Origin of the sequence: Burkholderia sp. SJZ089 (genome assembly GCF_007828315.1) — a bacterium.
Classification (GTDB): domain Bacteria; phylum Pseudomonadota; class Gammaproteobacteria; order Burkholderiales; family Burkholderiaceae; genus Burkholderia; species Burkholderia gladioli.
The window spans coordinates 83595-103449 of the sequence record NZ_VIUM01000007.1 but is presented as its reverse complement, the minus strand read 5'-3'; the positions used below and the strand labels follow the sequence as shown (position 1 = coordinate 103449).

Sequence of the window (19855 nt, the reverse complement as noted above, 5' to 3'; positions counted from 1 at the left end):
ATATCGCCTGCGCCGCGGTCATATCGCTCGACTGCAACAAGATCGACGTTTGGCTCCGAAAAGCGCCATCGATGTCACCAGGTCCGGACAGTCCGTTTCGGGTCGGATAGCGCCCGCCGGTAGAGGTACACGCTCGCTTTCCCTTTGCTTGAAAGGAGATTGTCATGCAAACCGAGAGTGTCTTCGTTGGCCACCGCGTGCCATGGAACAAGGGCAAGCTCACCGGGCAGAAGCCGTCGTTAAAGCTCCGAGAAATCTGGGCGATTCGGACGAGACTTCAGATGACGTCGAACCTTCGTGGTCTCGCCATGTTCAATCTCGCAATTGATAGCAAGCTCCGAGCGTGCGATCTTACGTGGTTGCAGATTCAGGATGCCCGCCACGGAAGCCGCGTGGCGTCTAGGGCGACGATCATGCAGCAGAAGACCCAGCGGCCCGTGCAATTCGAGATCACGGAGCAGACCCGTGAGAGTCTCGAAGCTTGGATCGAAGCGCGGAGACTGAAGGCGGGGGATTTTCTGTTCCCGAGCTGGTTGCATACGTCACCGCATCTGTCGACGCACCAATATGCCAGGCTGGTGCCTCGCTGGATTGCGTCGATTGGCCGACGTATGGTACCCACACGATGCGCCGCCCAAAAGCTTCGCTGATCTACCGACGGAGGAAGAACCTTCGGGCGGTCGCCTGCCGGCCAGAAAGAGACAGTCGGCACCTCATCGCGAATCGTTGTCAATCCGATGACCCTGCAAGAAAAGGTGCTGTTCCGGAATTCTCGACGCTGAGGTGCAGATGAACCAGATTCGTATTGGTGACCTTGGAGATTGCGACGGCATCGTCTCGCTCCTCGCGCATTACAGTCTTCCGGTGGCTGATTTGGTACCGGAGCCTCCGGCGGGACTTCGATTTTTTATTGCGGAAGACACTACCGAACAACGCCTAATGGGGTGCATTGGCCTGCAGCAGTTCGACCAACTCGGGCTGGTACGGTCCTTTGCGGTTTCACCAGACTGCCGAAATCAGGGCGTAGGCATTCGGTTGCTGGATGAGCTGTACCGGCACGCGCGGCTAGTGAGCATCAGACATCTCTACCTTCTGACCACGACAGCTACTGCTTACCTCAGTGGTCTGGGCTATCAAATCATCTCGCGCGATGCTGTGCCGAGTGCAATACAACATTCGGCTGAATTCTCTTCTTTGTGCCCAGCGTCTGCCGTGGCCATGACGCGTTCGCTCCGGGCGGGCCAGTAATCGACGACAAGTTTAATGTCCGCTATCCGGCGAGTTGGCCGGCTGTTTCGGATCGGCTGCTGCCGACCGAGCCCGGGCGCAGCTACGCGGAGACGTAGGGCGACTCCCGGCCAGGATCAGACGTCCCGCCGTGATACAGTCTATCGGCAATCTCTTGTATATCTGCACATCACCGAGGGCAAGCATGTCGCTACGCGCTGATACGATCCACATCGAATCACTACGGCTTTCCATTCGACCGTTTACCGCTGGGGACGCTCAGGACGCATTCGGCTGCATTACCCATTCGCTCACACGTTTCATGTCGTGGGAGCCCCCTGCTGACCGATCCGAATTCGACCAAATCTGGCGGGGATGGATCTCGACGATCGCCGGAGGGACGGACTACGTATTCACGATTCGTCACCGGGACAGCAGCGATTTCATTGGATTGGCCGGCCTTCATGATGTGCAGAATGGAGGCGCGGTATTAGGTATCTGGATACGGGAAGATTGTCACGCGCAAGGCTTCGGCCGCGAGGCTGTGAGCATCGTAGCGAAATGGGCTAGCACGATGCTCGGTCTGAAAAGCTTTACATACCCAGTCGCCGAGCGAAATTACCCGAGCCGCCGCATCGCCGAGGCTCTCGGTGGGGTCATCACGGATCGGAAAGAGACGCCAAAGTATCAATCCATCATATATCGGATACCTGATCAGTCGATGCGGTGAGTCGTGGGATACAAACCGAACGCCGTCGGTCGGCCAGTTCAGGTCGTTCGACATAGATACCTGAATCGATTCTCGTAGAACGGATGATCGCTTTCAGGAAAACCGCGCGGCCGTAGAGGGTGGATCTGCGATGGTCGCGCGTCGCAGGGGGCCAGCCGTGTTCGGCCAGGAGCGGACGGTCGTGGCTCGTGGACGATCTCTGTCAGAACGTCGGCGCGCCGATCTGCAACGGTCGTTCGGACGCGACCACACACCTTCGCCAAACGTTTCCACAGTTGATCCTTTCAACTGAAGCATTTGATATGGATCGGATGGCATTGCAGGCATAATCGCAGGATACAAGCAGTTGATCTGACGTTCACTGCGATGGCCGGGGTGGTCGCTGGCAGTGTTCGTTGATCCGCGGTGGCCGATATGACGGCGGGGCAACATCATTCGGCCTCAACTCTCGTTTGCTCATTCGAATCGACTGAATCGTGACGCAACTCCAAGGAAAGACGTTTGCGGGCAAGAGGCTCGCATTCACCGGTGGCGGATCGGCTGGGCACGTTGTCCCTTTGCTCCCATTGATGGAAGATGCTTCGGCACACGGGGCAGAGATCCGATACATGGGCTCCGTCGCGGGCATCGAGAAATCAATCATCGCCGCGACGGGCATACCCTACGTCGCCCTGCACACGACAAAGCTGAGACGGTCATTCACCATCAGCAACCTTGCAATACCTTGGCGCCTGGTACGCGGCATACGCGATGCGATCCGATTCTTCAAACGATACGAACCGGATGTACTGATTTCAAAAGGCGGGTTTGTATCCGTGCCGGCTGTGATCGCAGCGTGGTTGACCAGGGTACCTATCGTGTCCCATGAGTCAGATCTGACCACGGGCCTCGCAAATCGGATAGCGTTGCCGTTCTGTACCTCAATGTGTACCGCGTTGCCACTTTCCCTTGTCAAAGGACGAGTTACGAGCAAGCACGTATTTACCGGGATTCCGATCCGGCGCGAATTCGTTAGTGCGAAGAAATCAGTTGTTTCTACACCCTGTAAACCCACGCTACTTGTGTTCGGTGGCAGCCTGGGCGCAAGTGCGATAAATACCGCGATCCGGGCTGCACTTCCTTCGTTAGTGGGTTATCGCGTTGTGCATATATGCGGGCGAGGGAATATTGACACGAATTACGATACGCCCGATTACATTCAGCATGAGTTTGTGACTGAAGGAATAGCTACCCTGATGCAAGAGGCGGAGGTCGTTCTCTGCCGCGCCGGCATGACTTCCATCCTCGAGCTTCTTTATCTGGAAAAGCCGGCAGTACTAGTGCCGCTTGGAAAAGCCGCGAGCCGCGGTGACCAGCTTGACAACGCGAAGCTATTCGAGGACTTGGGCATCTTCCAAACGTTGCGCGAAGAGGCGATCGCAACTGAACTTCTCCCAAAGCTGCAGGTTGCACGAGAACGTCGCATCGAATCGCAGCGGGCGATACAACAACTCGGCCTCCAATTCAGCACCGCTCCAATCTTACGGCTCTTGGTTGACGTAATAAACTCGAAAGCGAGGATCTCGGGCAGTTGAGTTCGATTCGGATCGCAAAATACACCACGTCGGTTTTAGGATGAATCGTTCTCGCGCATCCAGACGGTCGCTATCGAGCCGCACCGGGCGACGTCCGGCCAGGAACGGACACTGGTTCTCGGTGCCAGAATCATCGACAATCCGACGATGGGGCATTTATCGGAACCGGTTAGACGCACAATAGAATTCGGAATGGCGCGATGACGAATGTACTCATAGACACGACTAAAATTACGGACTGGCCTTCATTCCATCGGGTCTTCTCGCAGATCTTTGGTTTTCCCTCGTTTTATGGCAACAACATGGACGCGTTGGTTGACTGTTTGGGTTATCTCGACGATCCCGAGGCCGAGATGACGAGCTTGCATGTCAGGCCGGGAGAGACGTTGGCGATACAGCTTGGCGCTGTCGTCAGTTTCAGGAGGCGCTGTCCAGACCTATTCGAGGCTTTGCAAGACGCGTGCGCTTTCGTGAACTGGCGTCGTACGCGCGAGCATGGGGCCGCTTTGATCGCATTGTCGTACTATGACTGAATCGAACGGCGCACTGCGGCTAGAAACGGACGGTCGACAAGATGCTGGAGATCGCCAACAATCGGTAGTGTTACAGAGGATACGGTCGTGCAAAAGCAGCTTTTGCCTACGCTCCAGGGACGCGGCATCGGGGCGCATCTGGGCCGTGAATTGCTGCCGTCGGCAGAGGTCTCCAGTGTATCTGTCTAGTCATTAGGGTTTCATTCAATATAATGAGAATCTTATGAATTATTGCCCTGAGAAATTCGGTGGTGACATTGAAAAAACCTAATCGTTCCACGCATCGAGATCAACGGATATGGCGCGTTTATATTGACGGGGCCATCGAGTTGCGGAAAGGGTGAGGTGGCCAAGGCGCTCTGCAAATTGCTGAGCATCCCGGAAGAGCGTTGGCTTTCAATGGGAAGTATCTTGAGGCATGCATATGAGCGGGCCTACGCTTCGCCAGAATTTATGCGAACTTTGTCTGAGCGATACCAAATTGGAAACGGCACAAGGTTATTTGAAAGCATCGATGCGTCTGACGAAGTCGTTGCGAAGGTTACATCCCAGCAGGAAAATCTCACCCAATTTCTTCGTAGCCGTCGACAAGACGCATCGGGAGAAAACGCTTGGCAAAGCGTCTCGTCGTTGGAATGGCTGGAATACTGTACCGTTCATGGATTACTGGTGCCGAACCGCTGGACTCAATTGCTAATTGAGGCGCATCTGGATTTACTAGCGTTGTCTACTGAACGGCCCTTCATCATCGATGGTTATCCACGGACCAAGGCAGCGGCCAAACATCTACTGGACGTTTTCCAGCGCGATGGGATTCCGATATTTAAGGTGTTGCACCTTAGCATTAGCAAGCAGGAAATGCTGCAGCGCGCGGAGAGGCGGCAAAGAGTAGATGATAGTTTTTCTTCTCTACTCAAGCGTTACGAGTTTTATGTTGAAAGCGTGCAGCCAAGCGTTGACTACTTAAAAGAGCGCCTTGGCTCTGAAAAAATTGCGCTAATTGATGCGCATCAGCCGGATTACGACGAAATTGATGGTGTCAAGACCTTAAATTTAACGCGGTCGATAAACAATGTGGTGCATTCTTCATTGGTAAACATTGGCCTTTCTAGAATATTGAGTGACGCACTTATTGCGTCCTGCTCATGAGCAAGGCGGTGAGTATTTGCAACTAATGCATGCATGTCGCCTCGTCGTCGCCTCCTTGCTGGTGCATAAAGAGACAACTGGGGCACTCTGATTTCATGAAGCAGCCACGTTTATGCAATCAATCTGAACGGCAGCTCTCGAAATATTTGAGTATCTCCGTCGGGTCGGAACGGCCAGTCAACACCACGGCGTGGATCATTGGCAATCGACCCAATTCGCGCCAGGAAATCCAAACACTATGTCAAAACTGACAGGTATTTTTTGGGACTGTCGATATCTCTATCTCAGAGGTGTCGGCCAGTTGGACGACGAGACATTACGACTTGTTCTTTTGGAGGCAGCCGAAGGTGGTGCCGTCGACTCGACAAAGCTCGGTTTTGACCGGTCCCCTAAGCTGATCGACATACTGAAGGGGGCGCGCGATCGAGCATCTGCCCGGATGTCGCATATTTGATATCCGCTGGTCTAGCTACATTGCGTACTCTGTTGTCAATGAGAGCTACGCGTTGGGGGAGCCCGAGTCTTCGACGGGTCAGGGAAACTCTTCAGGGAATACATTCGCTCCGAGTATCTCAACTACATGCGCAAGGCGTCATGGGCCTGCGATGACACCCAGGTCCTTACAAGCATTGGGCTGCGTATTGCCTAAATCACGTCGTTGATGTTGCATCTCCATCCGAACCGGAAATTACCGTGGAGATTGCGGCGATTTGAAGAGTGGGGGGAAATCACCCTGGTGAGGCGGGGGCACATCGAGAATCCGGCCTTGCGGACTGCCCCTGATAGATATTGTTTTTCATTCAAATAGTTGCTGTCTGGTTGCCACGCCGGCGCTTTTCGGGCCGATCGTCGAAAACGCGGAACAAGAAATTAAAGTCAGGATGGAAGGGCTACGTTCCTATTCATTTCGGACATTCTCCCGGCACACGTGAGTCGGCTCGTCGAGATGTGTGATTCAGGGCTATCAAGACAGGCTTTGCCTTTCTGTGCGCAAAGATCCTGTCAGGTGACGAAGTTCGTCCAGCAGTTTGACGGCGGGCGTGGGTAGCGTGCCCCGCCGGCGTCGGAACGCTGTCAAGGTACGTTGCGCATCCAGGCCTTCGATATTCAGGGCATCGATGACGCCCGCTTTGCTTTCAGTGTCGTACATGGGTTCGGCCATCCATGAGACAAAGCCACATCGAGCCACCAGGCTTTTGAGCACGGTGACCGAACGGGTCTCGACCGCAATGGCTGGCATTGGGAGACCGCGGGCCCTGAAGGTTTCCTGCATGTGGGCATAAGGCCCGGTTCCCTTGGGGGTGAGTGCCCACCGTTGCGTCAATGTGTCATCGAGTCGAAGACCGCGCTTCGCGCGTAACGGATGATCGAGTGCCGCGACCACGAAACTCCTGTCGGTCCACGAGCAATCGCAGAGTGCAGCGACATCCTCGGTTTCGTCTCCCGATGTGCAAAGCGCCAAGTCAATTTCATAAGCGAGCAAGCCCTCGACGAGACGATCCCACACGCCTTCGATCACCTCGACGCGCAGATTGGGCCACTTCTTGAGCACACACGCGATGGCCATCGGCAAGATGAGGCTTGCTATGCTGCCCACCGCCCCAACCTTGATCACGCCTTTCGCCAGGCCGCGCATCGCGTTCAATTCCTCGTGCGCCTGTTCCGCCTCCCTTTGCAGCAACATCGCATGCGGCATCAATGCTTCGCCCAGCGCGGTCAACTGCATCCCTTTGGTGTGGCGTTCGAAAAGCGGCGCCCCGACGGATTCCTCGAGCCGCTTGATCGATCTGCTCAGCGCCGGCTGCGTCATGTTCAGCATGGTCGCGGCTCGTCCCAGGCTACCCGCGGAGACGATCGTGGTGAACATCATCAACTGCTGCAGATTGAAACTCAACGTGACGAACCCGCTTGAAAAGGACAAAGGGAGAAAACGCGATCCCGGCGCGCCCCGGGGGCTGACTAGGTGTCTTCCCTGAAACGGATCGCCGTGTTCGCTCATTGCGGCTACCACCAAGCCCGTGACGACGGCGGATAGCCTTGCCCAGCAGGGCTTCGAGGCGAAGTGTGACTATCCGGCAAGCCGATTGAGGCATGCCTAAATGTAATGACTTTTGGCATATTTGGCAATTTTCAAACAAGGATATCGAATCCCATACTGCGGCTCATCCAGTTACCGCCAGCCTGAGTGGTGAACCGCAGAGGATTCGAGATGCAACGAAACACAAGTGGGCAGCCGACCGTTCGCGATGCCGTCGTGGACTTGATGCGGCGACTCGGAATGACGTCCGTGTTTGCCAATCCCGGCTCGACCGAGCTACCGATGTTCCGCGACTTCCCGGCGGACTTCCGGTACGTGCTCGGGTTGCAGGAGGCGGTCGTGGTCGGTATGGCGGACGGGTATGCCCAAGCGACCGGCAGTGCCGCCCTGGTCAATCTGCATTCGGCGGCAGGTGTCGGCAACGCGATGGGCAACATCTTCACGGCCTTCAAGAACCGGACGCCGCTGATCATTACGGCCGGCCAGCAGGCCCGTTCGATCTTGCCGTTCGACCCGTTTCTGTCGGCATCGCAAGCAACCGAGCTGCCGCGGCCCTACGTGAAGTGGAGCATTGAACCGGCTCGTGCCGCGGATGTTCCGCTGGCCCTCGCCCGTGCCTACCACGTGGCGATGCAGGAGCCGCGTGGCCCGGTGTTCGTTTCCATTCCGGTCGACGACTGGGATCAACCGGCCGACTTGGTCGAGGTGACCCGGGTCAGCACCCGGTTCCGCCCGGATCCGATACGCATCGCGGAGATCGGCGACGCGTTGGACAGTTGTAAACGGCCGGCTATCGTCGTCGGCGCGGAACTCGATCGTGCCGATGCCTGGAACGAGGCAATCCAGCTGGCCGAGCGTCACAACGCGCGGGTTTATGTTGCGCCGATGTCGTCACGCTGCAGCTTCCCTGAAGATCATCGACTTTTCGCCGGCTTCCTGCCGGCGATGCGCGAAAAAATCGTTCGGATGCTGAGCGGGCATGACCTGATCTTCGCCGTCGGGGCGCCGGCTTTTGCGTATCACGTCGAAGGCAGTGGCCCGCATGTGCCCGATGGCTCGGCGTTGTACCAGCTCATCGACGATCCGGCTACCGCTGCGTGGACGCCGGTCGGCATGTCGGTGGTGGCGAACATTCGCCTGGGGCTGGCAGATCTGCTCGCCCGTCCGGCACCGCAAGGCCGGCCTCTGCCGGCGCCGCGCGAGATCGTCGATCGAGTCGAGCCCGCGGCAGTGATGTCCGTCGCCTATGCGTTGCAGACGCTGTCAGAGGTCCGTAACGCAGCGGATATCGTGGTCGAGGAGGCGCCCAGTTCGCGCCCCGTCATGCAACGTCATTTGCCGTTCACGCGCAGTCAGACGTTCTACACGATGGCAAGCGGCGGTCTGGGTTACGGCATGCCCGCGGCGGTCGGCGTGGCTTTGGCCAAACCCGGTCGCCGCGTGATCGGTCTCATCGGCGACGGCTCGACGATGTATTCGCCGCAAGCGATCTATAGCGCGGTCCAACTCGATCTTCCGATCACATTCGTGATCCTCAATAACTCGCGCTACGCCGCCTTGCAGGAATTCGCGCCTGTGTTCGGCTTCTCCGCGTCGGATCCGGTACAGGGCACCGACCTCCCGGGGCTGGATTTCGTTTCCCTGGCCAACAGCATGGGGTGCGAAGGAGTTCGAGTGAGCGACGCGTCGTCGTTGAAGTCCGCGCTGGAAGGCGCGTTGTCGTCGGGGAAGACGCGCCTCGTAGAAATCGTCGTGGCCTGACCGTGAGCCGGTGATTCGACAGCCAGGCTTTTCAAGAATATCCCAGGAGACGGAAATGAATCAGGTAACGATGTTGATCAACGGCGAGCGTGCGATGGCTCGCGATGGCGCGACGTTCGAGCGCCGCAACCCGCTCGATAACACAATTGCCTCGACGGCGCCGGCCGCGACTGTCGCCGATGCGCAAGCCGCGGTGCATGCTGCGGCCGCCGCGTTTCCGGCGTGGTCGGCGATGGGCCCCGGCGAGCGACGCGCTTTATTGAGCCGTGCCGCGGATGCGCTCGAAGAAAAGGGCGATGCTTTCGCGCTGGCAATGGCAACCGAAACGGGCGCGTCCCGCCTGTGGGCGGACTTCAACGTCAAGCTCGCGGCCGACGGGCTGCGTGAAGCGGCTGCGATGATCACGCAGATTTCGGGCGAGGTGATTCCGTCGGACGTGCCCGGCAGTCTCGCCCTGGCGGTTCGGCAAGCCGCCGGCGTTGTGCTGGGGATCGCACCGTGGAACGCTCCGGTCATTCTGGGCGTGCGTGCAATCGCGTTGCCGCTGGCGTGCGGCAACACCGTCGTGCTCAAAGGTTCCGAAACGTGCCCCGCGACCCACAGCCTCATCGTCGAGGCGTTACAGGACGCCGGACTGCCGCGCGGCGTCGTGAACTTCGTCACGAACGCGCCGGCGAATGCGGGCGACATCGTCGAAGCGATCATTGCCGAGCCGTCGGTCAGGCGGGTGAACTTCACGGGTTCGACGCGCGTCGGCCGCATTGTCGCGACTCAGTGCGCGAAATATCTGAAGCCTTCGGTACTCGAACTCGGTGGCAAGGCGCCGTTTCTGGTGCTTCACGATGCCGATATCGAAGCTGCCGTTCAAGGCGCGGTATTCGGGGCATTCGCCAATTCCGGCCAGATCTGCATGTCGACCGAACGCATCGTCGTCGACACGACGATCGCCGACGAATTCGTCGCGCGACTGGCCGAAAAAGTGCGGAGCCTGCCGCTGGGCGATCCGAGAGAGGGCCCGGTCGTCCTCGGTTCGGTGGTGGACATGACGACCGTCAGGCGATGCAACGACCTGATCGACGACGCGCTGGCGAAAGGCGCGACCCTGGTATGCGGCGGGAAAGCCGAGACCACGCTCATGCCGGCCACGTTGCTCGATCACGTGACGGCGGACATGCATATCTATCGGGCGGAGTCGTTCGGGCCCGTCAAGGCGATCGTTCGTGTCAATGGTGACGAAGAGGCCATCGCCTGCGCCAATGCCAATGAATATGGCCTGTCGGCAGCAGTCTTCAGTCGTGACGTTGCACGTGCGTTGACGGTAGCGAAGCGTATCGAGTCCGGGCTTTGCCACGTCAATGGACCGACGGTTCACGACGAGGCGCAAATGCCGTTTGGCGGGATGAAGTCCAGTGGATTCGGGCATTTCGGCGGCAAGGCGGGAATCGCGGAATTTACCGATTTGCGCTGGATCACAGTACAAACCACGCCTCGTCACTATCCGTTCTGATCGTCGTCGCGGTCGGCACGCGTGCTTTTCACCGTTGAAGCGATGGGCTTCCGGATGATCGGCGAGAACAAAATAACAACCCCATGTCGTTGAGACGCCTTCGCTGCTGGAATGACGAGCGATCGGTTCAAGGAGACTGCAATGCCTGTCGTCAATGTCGAGTTGTCGCTCGATCGCGCCCGGTTCGAGTTTGACCGTCACGTCGGAAAATGGTTAATCAGGGTTGCGATTCAAACTCCACCGGTCTGGCCGGGAGAGCGAAATGAACGATCGTAATCCGCTTCTGCCGACCATAGACATCGGCCGCACTCTCGATGAGGGACCGTTCTCGGCATTCCAGCGGACGGTCGTCCTGCTCGCCGCGCTTGCGATCGTGATGGATGGATTCGATGGGCAACTCATCGGGTTCGCCATTCCTAGCTTGATCAAGGAATGGGGTATCACGCGCAACGCATTTGCGCCCGCCGTTGCCGCCGGCCTGGTCGGCATGGGAATAGGCAGCGCGTTCGCCGGGCTGTTCGCGGACCGGTTCGGTCGGCGCTGGGCAATCATCGGAAGCGTGCTCGTATTCGGCTTGGCGACGAGTTCGATTGCGCTATCGCCGGACGCCATGACCATCGCCATCCTGCGTTTCTTCGCGGGACTGGGTATCGGCGGCGCACTGCCGAGCGCGACGACGATGACGGCGGAATTTACTCCAGCTCGCCGGCGAACGCTCGCGGTGACCGCAACCATCGTGTGCGTACCACTGGGGGGCATGCTTGCTGGACTGTTCGCGAACATCGTGCTGCCGCGTTATGGCTGGCGCGGGCTCTTTCTGATTGGCGGCACGCTTCCCGTCGCACTGGCACTCCTGCTGTATTTCATCATGCCTGAATCGCCGCGTTATCTTGCGCGCCATCAAGAACGTTGGAATGAACTGGGTCGCCTGCTGGCCCGCATGTCCCGCTCGATTCAGTCGGACGCCATATTCGCCGATCAGAAGGAGCAGAAGGCGGGGCAGCGTCCAGGCTTTCGTGCGCTGTTCGCAGACCGTCAAGGCCGAGACACGCTGGCAATCTGGGTCGCTTTCTTCATGAACCTGGTCGCGGTCTATAGCGCATTCAGTTGGCTGCCGACGATGCTAGCAGGCGAAGGGCTCAGTCCTTCGGTGGCGGGTTCAGGCCTTACCGCCTACAACCTCGGCGGCGTATTCGGTGCAATGGGCTGCGCGCTGGCGATCGGTCGGTTCGGGTCGCGCTGGCCTTTGCTCGTGTGCTGCCTGATGGCATCCGCGAGCGCGCTTTTCCTGCGTGGTCTCGACGTCTCTGCCCACGCGAGCTTGCTCGTGTTCGGAATCGGTTTGCACGGCCTGTTCGTCAACGCGGTGCAGTCGACGATGTATGCCCTTTGCGCGTACGTCTATCCCACCGAAATTCGCGCGACCGGGACCGCGTCCGCGCTCGCGTTTGGACGGCTCGGCGCAATTCTCAGCGCGTTCGCGGGAGCCATCGTGATCACGCAGGGTGGAGCGTCTGCGTACCTGGGCATGCTGGGTGGCGCGATGGCGATGGTCTTTATCTGCCTGATGACCGTGCGTCGCCATATTCCGCCCATCAAGGGCGTCCGGGATTAGTGTCGAGGGCGACGTATGTTGCGAACTCCGCGCAGAGCACGTAACGACATCGCTCATGTTGAACCGAATGACGCAAAGCGTCTGACAGTACCTTCAGTTGGAGATAGCATGCGCACTCAAGTAGGCATTATTGGCGCCGGTCCCGCCGGTCTTCTTCTTTCTCATCTTTTGCATCTGAAAGGTATCGAGTCCGTCGTGCTTGAGACCCGCGCACGCGAGCAGATCGAATCGACGATCAGGGCGGGTGTACTCGAGCAGGGAACGATGGACCTGCTTGAAGCTTCCGGTGTCGGTGACCGAATGAAGATGGAAGGTGCGTTGCATCACGGCTTTGAACTCGCGTTCGACGGAAAGCGGCGGCGCATCGACCTCAAGGCGTTAACCGGGCGCGCCATCACCGTCTATGCGCAGCACGAAGTCATCAAGGATCTGATGGCGGCTCGCATTGCTGCGGGCGGCTCGATCCTGTTTGGTGTCGCGGATGTCTCGATTCACGACGTCGACACGTCGGCCCCGTCGATACGGTTCGTGCATCAAGGGCAATCGCATACGCTGAACTGTGATTTCGTGATCGGATGCGACGGTTCGCAAGGGGTGTCCCGTTCGGCGATTCCCGAGAGCGTTCGGCGCGATTTCGAGCGCGTCTATCCGTTCGGTTGGTTCGGCATCCTGGTCGAAGGTGCGCCCTCCGCAGACGAGCTGATCTATGCACGTCATGATCGTGGGTTTGCCTTGGTAAGCACTCGCTCGCCGACAGTTCAGCGCATGTATTTCCAGTGCGACCCGAAAGATTCAGTCGACAACTGGTCCGACGACCGGATCTGGGCCGAAATGCATGCACGCGTCGACTCTGCTGATGGTCAATGCGTTGTCGACGGGAAGATTTTTCAGAAGAATATCGTTGGCATGAGGAGCTTCGTTTCGACGACGATGCAGCACGGCCGACTGTTTCTTGCCGGTGACGCCGCTCATATCGTTCCTCCTACCGGAGCAAAAGGTCTCAATCTGGCAGTCTCCGACGTACGCATCCTGAGCCGTGGACTCGACGCGTATTACCGGACCGGCGATGAAGCGCAACTCGCTTCGTACAGCGAGCTTGCGCTGAAACGGATCTGGCGCGCCGAGCACTTCTCCTACTGGATGACCCGCATGATGCATCGCCTCGACGATGCCTCGCCGTTCGAACAGCAGTTGCAGGTTGCCGAACTCGAACATGTGACCACGTCCGAGACTGCGGCGAGGTCCATGGCGGAAAACTATGTTGGCAGCGTTGTCGTTTAGCTTTCGACATATGTGCCGTTGCTCGGTCGTCTTCCGGCTCGGACGATCGACGCTGACGTGCGAAACCGGCTTGCGGCGCGCCTCGTGTTTTTCGCATCGCGATTCACTCTGACAGTATCCCAATCATGACAACAGGATCTCCCGGCATTTTCTCCGTTAGCGACTATCGTGAGGCAGCCAGACGGCGACTGCCGCGCATGGTGTTCGACTATCTGGAGGGCGCGGCGGATGATGAATCGGGATTGACGCATAATCGTTCGGCGTTCGACAGATTGCAGTTGTTGCCGCGCCGGCTGTCGGACGTCAGCACACGAGAGCAGTCGGTGGTGCTTTTAGGCCGGCGGATTCCACTGCCGCTGGTGATCGCGCCGACGGGCCTCAACAGCGCGTTCTGGCCGAAGGGCGACCTCGCACTTGCGCGCGCGGCGGGAAAGGCAGGCATTCCGTTTGCCCTATCGACGGCTTCCAACATGTCGATCGAGGAGGTGGCAAAAGGGGCCGATGGAGAACTGTGGTTTCAACTGTATGTTGTTCATCGCAACCTCGCGAAGAGCCTGGTCAATCGTGCCCGCTCGGCGCGCTATTCGACGTTGATCCTCACCACCGATGTCGCGGTCAACGGCTTCCGCCGACGCGATCTTCGCAACGGCTTTGCCATGCCCTTCAAGGTAAGTGCACGTGCGGCCGTCGATGGACTGTCGCACCCGCGTTGGCTTTGGTCTTATCTGATGAACGGCATGCCGGAGTTGAAGAATTTCGCGACGGACGATGCGTCGGACACGGCCTCCCAGGCCGCGATTCTTCGCCGGCAGATGGATGCCAGCTTCAGTTGGGACGATCTATGCCGTCTGCGGGACGAATGGCCGGGCAAACTCCTCGTCAAGGGCATCGCGACGGCCGACGATGCCGCGCGCTGCGTCGAACTCGGCGTGGACGGCGTCATCGTTTCGAACCATGGCGGCAGGCAACTCGCCGATCTGCCCGCGACAGCCGACGTGCTGCCGGATATTGTCGAGTGCACCTCGGGCGCGGCGGTCATGCTCGACAGCGGCGTACGGACGGGGGCTGATGTCGTCAAGGCGATCGCGCTGGGGGCACATGCCGTGATGCTGGGGCGCGCCACCCTGTACGGGCTGGCTGCCAGAGGGGAAATCGGCGTGAGCGACGTCATCGAGATGATCCGACAGGAAACGGACCGGACGCTCGCGCTCATCGGTTGTCGTTCGCTGGTCGATCTCGATCGCAGCTATATTTCGAGGCGGCCGTCTTAGGCAACCGCGTATTGACGGCGGATTTTGGATGCGCAATTGTTCGTGACAGCGATCCCGCGTATTTGCCGCCGGAACCTTGTGCCATGAATACCGTGACGACTACGGATCATTACCATCGCGACGACAGGCTTTTGGCATGGGCCGATCAGGTTCGGGCCAGTTGCGTCCCTATGGCTTTCAGGACCGACTCCGATCAGGGATTTCATGGCGAGATTTCCAGCGTGAACACGGGCGGAGTGTGCGTGTCTCGGATCTCGGCGGTCGATCATGTCGCGGCTCATGACTGGGACGACGTGCGGCGCACGGCGGACGACTACCTGCTCGTGTCGATACAGACCGAGGGACGAGGTGCGATCGAGCAGGATGCCCGCACCGCGTTCGTCGGTCCTACGGACATGGTGCTGTTCGACTCGTCGCGCAATTTCGTCTGGCACTTCTCCGGGCAGCATTACACGATCCGCTTTCCTCGCCAGGCGCTGGAGAAGCTGGTGCCGTGCGGCCGGCAGCACACCGCCGTGCGGATTCCCGCGGCCACCGGGATAGGCCGAATCGCTGCGGACCATGTCGCGTCGCTGCACCGAGCGCTTTCATCGGACGAAGGCGTCATGACCGGTTGCGAGAGGCTTGGCAACGTGTCTGCCAACTTGGTCGCGCTGGCGTTGGCGGATTATTTCAACACGGTTCCGCTGCCCAGATCCAACGTGAAAGAGATGCATCTGCTTCGGGCACGCGCATTGATAAAGGATCGGATTAACGAGCCGGAACTGGGACCCGAACAGATCGCCGACGAACTGGGGGTTTCCAGCCGTTACCTTTACCGGCTGTTTGCCGAGGCCGGGGAGTCGATCGGCGAGACCATCTGCACGACCAGACTCAACGGGTGCGGCGAGTGGCTTCAGCAACGCGCGTACGCCAATCTCTCGATTACCGATATCGCGATGGCATGGGGCTTCAATAATGCATCGCATTTCAGTCGCACGTTTCGACGTCACTTCGGCATGTCTGCACGCGACTACCGGGCGATGCATCGCGACGCTGGTTGAATCGCCCCCGAGCGCGCTGCGCGGCGATGCCGCCTGCTGGCAGCATAAGTAAAAATCCTGTTCTGTCAGAGTCAAGCGTCCACCATATTGTCCCCGGACACTTTCTCCACAACGTTGCGGGCGTCCCGTCCCGCGAGTCGTGGAGGAGTATCTTGGCTCTCAACCATCCCCAATATAAGGCGGCTGTCGTGCAGGCCGCTCCGGCGTTCCTCGATCTTCAGGCCGGAATCGAAAAGTCCATACGCCTGATCGAAGAGGCCGCGCGGGCCGGCGCCGACCTGATCGCATTTCCCGAAGTATGGCTGCCGGGCTATCCGTTCTACATCTGGCTCGGTACGCCGGCCTGGTATATGAGCAAGGGCTATGTTCAGCGTTACTTCGACAACTCGCTGAGCTACGACAGTCCGCAAGCCGATGCGCTGAGGGATGCGGCAAGGAAAAACCGTATCACGGTGGTGATGGGCCTCTCGGAGCGCAAGGGTCACTCGCTGTATATCTCCCAATGGGTGATCGGCCCCGACGGGGAAACTCTCCTGCAGCGACAGAAACTCAAGCCCACCCACCTCGAGCGCACGGTTTTCGGTGATGGGGAGGGCAGCGGGCTGAGCGTGATCGACAGCCCGCTGGGAAAGCTCGGCGCGCTGTGTTGTGCCGAGCATGTGCAGCCTCTGACCAAAGCCGCCATGTATGCGCAAGGCGAACAGGTTCATGTCGCCGCTTGGCCGAGCTTTTCCCTCTATGAATTTGCCAGCGCATTGAGCCACCAGGTAAACAACGCGGTTTCGCGGACCTATGCCGTCGAAGGCGGGTGCTTCGTCCTCGCGCCTTCGACCGTCGTCACCGAGGAGATGGTCGAGAGCCTTTGCGACACCGCGGACAAACGTCAGCTGTTGCGGGCAGGCGGCGGCCATAGCGTGGGATACGGGCCCGACGGGGCAGAGCTGTTCGACAAAATGGACGAAACCGCGGAAGGCCTGCTCTATGCCGATATCGATCTCGGCCTGCAATCGCTTTCGAAGTGCATTTTCGATCCCGTGGGACATTACTCGCGGCCCGACATTCTGCGTTTGCTGATCGACCGGCGACCGCGGGCCCCTGTCGTCGAGATTTTCGATAGAACGCCTGAAGAGGTGATCGGCGATGATCAAACCTCATCGAACAACAACTGTCCGTCCGAGCCAGCGAGAAGTGGCGGAGATCGGTAGTGCGGCCGCCGGGCTCGCCATGTCGTTCGATGGCGAGCCGGTTGGAGATTTCGTGTCGCTGCCGTGTGGGCTTGATACCGATTAAAGCGGGATAGCATTTTGGGAACAGATGACCATCCAGTCAAGACAATATAATTAGGATATCGACATGAAGTACAAAGAAAATAGAAGCTACGAATGGAAGATGGTCGTCTTGCTTGCGGTGCTGTTCGGCATCGTCGGTCTCGATCGTCTGGTCATCGTGTACCTGTTCCCGGTTCTTCTGCCGGATCTCAAGCTGAACAACACGCAGGCAGGCGCCATCGCATCGATTCTCGCGTTGACCTGGGCCATTTCGACCTGGGTGCTCGGGAGTCTGTCCGACCGTCATGGACGTCGCAAGATTCTGCTCGGGTCGTCGATCTTCTTCTCGATGATGACGTCCTTTACCGGCGTCGCCAAGTCGTTCCACAGCATGCTGCTGGTGCGCGGCCTTCTTGGCGTGGGCGAAGGGGGCGTCTTCAGCGCCAGCGTCGCGACCATCGACGAGATATCGACGCCGAGCCGGCGCGGCTTGAATCTAGGCATTCATCAGTCATTCTTCCCGCTTCTGGGTATTGGTCTCGGGCCGATCATCGCGACCCAGCTCGTGATGCACATGCACTGGGAGTGGGTGTTTTTCGTGCTCGGCATCCCGGGGCTTTTGCTGACCTTCGTGATTGGCCGGACCATGCGCAAGACGGAGGCCGATCGCGACACGCAGGTCCGGTCGGCATCGGACGGCCCGCTAACCGTGCTGAAGTACAAGAACATCTGGTTGACCACGGTCATCGGATCGCTCTTTCAGACGGGCCTGTTCGTGTTCTCGACGTTCGTCGCGCTCTATCTGACCAAAGTGGTGGGTCTCAGCCTCGGCACGGTCGGCCTGATTATCTCCGGATGGGGCTTCGGCGGATTTCTCGGGATGATCGTCGTTCCGGCGATATCGGATCGGGTCGGGCGGCGTATCGTGCTCGTCGTTTCCGCGGCTTGCTATGGCATCCTGATGTTGGCATTCGTTCTTTGTCAGGCATCTCCGATCGTGATGTTCGCCAACCTCTTTGCTGCCGGGATTTGCGGCTTCGGCATCGCGCCGCTCTTCCTTGCGGTGATTCCCTGCGAATCCGTACCATCCACGCTGACCGGCTCGGCCGTCGGCGTTCCAACCGCTGTCAGCGAACTCGTCGGTGGGGTCCTGATGCCCGTGGTGGCAGGTGGGCTCGCCGACACGTTCGGTCTGGGTTATCCGATGCTGATCGTCGGATGTGTGTCGTTGGTGAGCGCGTTTGTCGGGATGTTTCTCGACGAAACGGTGCGGGCCGTGACCTCGACGCATTCTGTCTCGAACATCGACGCGGCATGAACGTCGGAGATGAGGCGGCGCTGCCAGGGTTGACTGCGTCGTCGTCATTTCTGACGATGTGCTCCAAAAAAGCCGGAGCGCAATCTGCGAAGACCGAAATGCAAGAGAGACGCAGATGCCAACCCTGCCGCAGCTTTCAGTCGTCGATGCAAAAGACGCGATCGATCGAGGTGAGATTTCCTGCCTGGAATACGTTCAGGCGCTGGTGGATCAACAGTCCAAAACCGAGTCGTTGAACGGGTTCGCATATTTCGACCCCGAGACGTTGTTGCGATCGGCGCGGGCCCACGACGAAGCGCTGGCAACCCGAATAGGCCGGATGTCGCTTGCCGGCATTCCATTGGCCATCAAGGACAACATCGACTGCACGGGCATGCCGACAGCCGCTGGAACGGCAGCGCTACGCTACGCCGTGCCGAGAGCGAATGCGCCTGTCGTGGCACGCGTGGTCGAAGCGGGTGCGTTGGCCGCCGGCAAGGCCAGCATGCACGAACTCGCTTTCGGCTGTACCAACGAAAACGGATTCTTCGGTCCGGTCCGCAACCCGTATGACCCGGCCAGAATCCCCGGGGGAAGCAGCGGCGGGTCTGCCGTGCTGGTGGCAAGCGGTGCGGTGCCGGCGTCGCTCGGCACCGACACGGGCGGATCGGTGCGAATACCGGCGGCGCTATGCGGACTGGTCGGCTTTCGTCCTACGCATGGACGTTATCCGTCCGAGGGCGTCGTACCGATATCGCCCACGCGCGACACGGTCGGCCCGATCGCCCGCACCGTATCCGACGTGATGTTGCTGGACGAGATCCTGTCGGGAAGCGGTTCGGTGCTTCCCGTTGTCGACAGCGCACATGATTTTCGGCTGGCAGTACCGTACTCGACGATGTGGGAGGCGCTGTCGCCCGATGCTCGGCCGGTACTCGAACGTTCGCTGCAGAAGCTCAAGGACGCAGGCTTCGAACTGATCGACATGGACCTGCGGCGTTATCCGTTTTTTCGTGCGCGCGAGAGCGCAGCCATTCCTTTCTTCGAGTTTGCCGATGCCGTGGCCCGCTATCTGGAAACAGGGGGCGTGGCCGTGACGTTCCCGGAGATCGTTGCCCAGATCAAGAGTCCGGATGTGGTCCGGATCGTCGGCGACATCCTGGGGGCCGGCGCGATTTCCACGACCGAATACGCCGAAGCGCTGCTCGCGCGAGAGCGGTCGCGCGCGTCTTACGTGGCGTGTCTTCGCGAAGTGGAGGCAGACGCACTGTTGTTTCCCACCGTTCTGATTCCGGCTTGCAACATCGGCTCTGAAACCGTGGCGGTCGGATCGGAAGAGCTCGATGTCTTTGCCGCGTACACCCGAAATACCGAACCGGGCAGCAACGCGGGGGTACCCGGCATCACCGTGCCGGCAGGCCTGACCCAGGATGGGCTCCCGGTTGGATTGGCGCTGGACGGTGTTCCGCATTCGGATCGGCGAATCCTGCAGATCGGCAAGGCAATGGAGCGCGTTCTGTGTGCAGCGACGTTCCCGCGACTCGACGCGCACATTTGATCC

General features: G+C 59.2%; 16 protein-coding genes and 1 pseudogene. 16 read left to right on the top strand and 1 reads right to left on the bottom strand.

What is annotated here, in order from left to right:
* Nucleotides 1–164 precede the first annotated feature (164 nt).
* The 7 genes and pseudogenes from FB600_RS14870 to FB600_RS14840 all read left to right on the top strand — a co-directional run bounded on the left by FB600_RS14870 (nt 165) and on the right by FB600_RS14840 (nt 5667).
* Nucleotides 165–793: pseudogene (locus FB600_RS14870) on the top strand (tyrosine-type recombinase/integrase).
* Nucleotides 790–1248 (top strand): arsenic resistance N-acetyltransferase ArsN2, encoded by a 459-nt coding sequence (arsN2, locus tag FB600_RS14865; RefSeq protein WP_145757027.1) that lies wholly within the window; start codon nt 790–792, stop codon nt 1246–1248. The pseudogene FB600_RS14870 and the gene arsN2 overlap by 4 nt, the downstream one beginning before the upstream one ends.
* 184 nt (nt 1249–1432) lie before the next feature.
* Nucleotides 1433–1957, top strand: a complete 525-nt coding sequence (locus FB600_RS14860) for a GNAT family N-acetyltransferase (protein ID WP_145757028.1) — start codon at nt 1433–1435, stop codon at nt 1955–1957.
* A 476-nt stretch (nt 1958–2433) separates the two neighbouring features.
* Entirely contained in the window at nt 2434–3531 is a 1098-nt protein-coding gene (locus FB600_RS14855; RefSeq protein ID WP_145757029.1) for a UDP-N-acetylglucosamine--N-acetylmuramyl-(pentapeptide) pyrophosphoryl-undecaprenol N-acetylglucosamine transferase, read from the top strand.
* Nucleotides 3532–3731: 200 nt separating this feature from the next.
* A complete protein-coding gene (locus tag FB600_RS14850; RefSeq protein ID WP_103693544.1) occupies nt 3732–4064 on the top strand; it encodes a barstar family protein in 333 nt (110 codons plus the stop codon).
* A 345-nt stretch (nt 4065–4409) separates the two neighbouring features.
* The gene (locus FB600_RS14845; protein WP_145757030.1) at nt 4410–5213 is read left to right on the top strand and encodes a nucleoside monophosphate kinase; all 804 of its coding nucleotides are present in this window, start codon (nt 4410–4412) and stop codon (nt 5211–5213) included.
* 238 nt (nt 5214–5451) lie between these two features.
* Nucleotides 5452–5667 carry a hypothetical protein gene (locus FB600_RS14840; RefSeq protein ID WP_145757031.1) on the top strand — a complete coding sequence of 72 codons (216 nt, stop codon included), beginning with the start codon at nt 5452–5454 and terminating at the stop codon, nt 5665–5667.
* A 510-nt stretch (nt 5668–6177) separates the two neighbouring features.
* On the opposite strand, the gene FB600_RS14835 is transcribed toward FB600_RS14840, so the two are convergent.
* Entirely contained in the window at nt 6178–7107 is a 930-nt protein-coding gene (locus tag FB600_RS14835) for a LysR family transcriptional regulator (protein WP_145757071.1), read from the bottom strand.
* A gap of 315 nt (nt 7108–7422) precedes the next feature.
* Here FB600_RS14835 and mdlC point away from each other — a divergent pair, with 315 nt between their 5' ends.
* From mdlC to iaaH, 9 genes are all read left to right on the top strand, one after another.
* Nucleotides 7423–9012, top strand: a complete 1590-nt coding sequence (mdlC, locus tag FB600_RS14830) for a benzoylformate decarboxylase (protein ID WP_145757032.1) — start codon at nt 7423–7425, stop codon at nt 9010–9012.
* Between the two features lie 55 nt (nt 9013–9067).
* A complete protein-coding gene (locus tag FB600_RS14825; RefSeq protein WP_145757033.1) occupies nt 9068–10519 on the top strand; it encodes an aldehyde dehydrogenase in 1452 nt (483 codons plus the stop codon).
* Between the two features lie 262 nt (nt 10520–10781).
* Complete coding sequence (locus FB600_RS14820) at nt 10782–12134, top strand: MFS transporter (RefSeq protein ID WP_036030415.1); 1353 nt, start codon at nt 10782–10784, stop codon at nt 12132–12134.
* Between the two features lie 108 nt (nt 12135–12242).
* Nucleotides 12243–13415 (top strand): 4-hydroxybenzoate 3-monooxygenase, encoded by a 1173-nt coding sequence (locus FB600_RS14815; protein WP_036030418.1) that lies wholly within the window; start codon nt 12243–12245, stop codon nt 13413–13415.
* Between the two features lie 125 nt (nt 13416–13540).
* On the top strand, nt 13541–14686 hold the full coding sequence (locus FB600_RS14810; protein ID WP_145757034.1) for an alpha-hydroxy-acid oxidizing protein: 1146 nt from the start codon (nt 13541–13543) through the stop codon (nt 14684–14686).
* An 83-nt stretch (nt 14687–14769) separates the two neighbouring features.
* Entirely contained in the window at nt 14770–15729 is a 960-nt protein-coding gene (locus tag FB600_RS14805; protein WP_145757035.1) for a helix-turn-helix domain-containing protein, read from the top strand.
* Between the two features lie 152 nt (nt 15730–15881).
* Nucleotides 15882–16934: a carbon-nitrogen hydrolase family protein gene (locus FB600_RS14800; protein WP_052142690.1), complete on the top strand. Its 1053-nt coding sequence runs from the start codon at nt 15882–15884 to the stop codon at nt 16932–16934.
* A gap of 148 nt (nt 16935–17082) precedes the next feature.
* Nucleotides 17083–18315, top strand: a complete 1233-nt coding sequence (locus tag FB600_RS14795) for an MFS transporter (protein WP_222432921.1) — start codon at nt 17083–17085, stop codon at nt 18313–18315.
* 115 nt (nt 18316–18430) lie between these two features.
* On the top strand, nt 18431–19852 hold the full coding sequence (gene iaaH / locus FB600_RS14790) for an indoleacetamide hydrolase (protein ID WP_145757036.1): 1422 nt from the start codon (nt 18431–18433) through the stop codon (nt 19850–19852).
* The last annotated feature ends 3 nt before the right edge of the window (nt 19853–19855 follow it).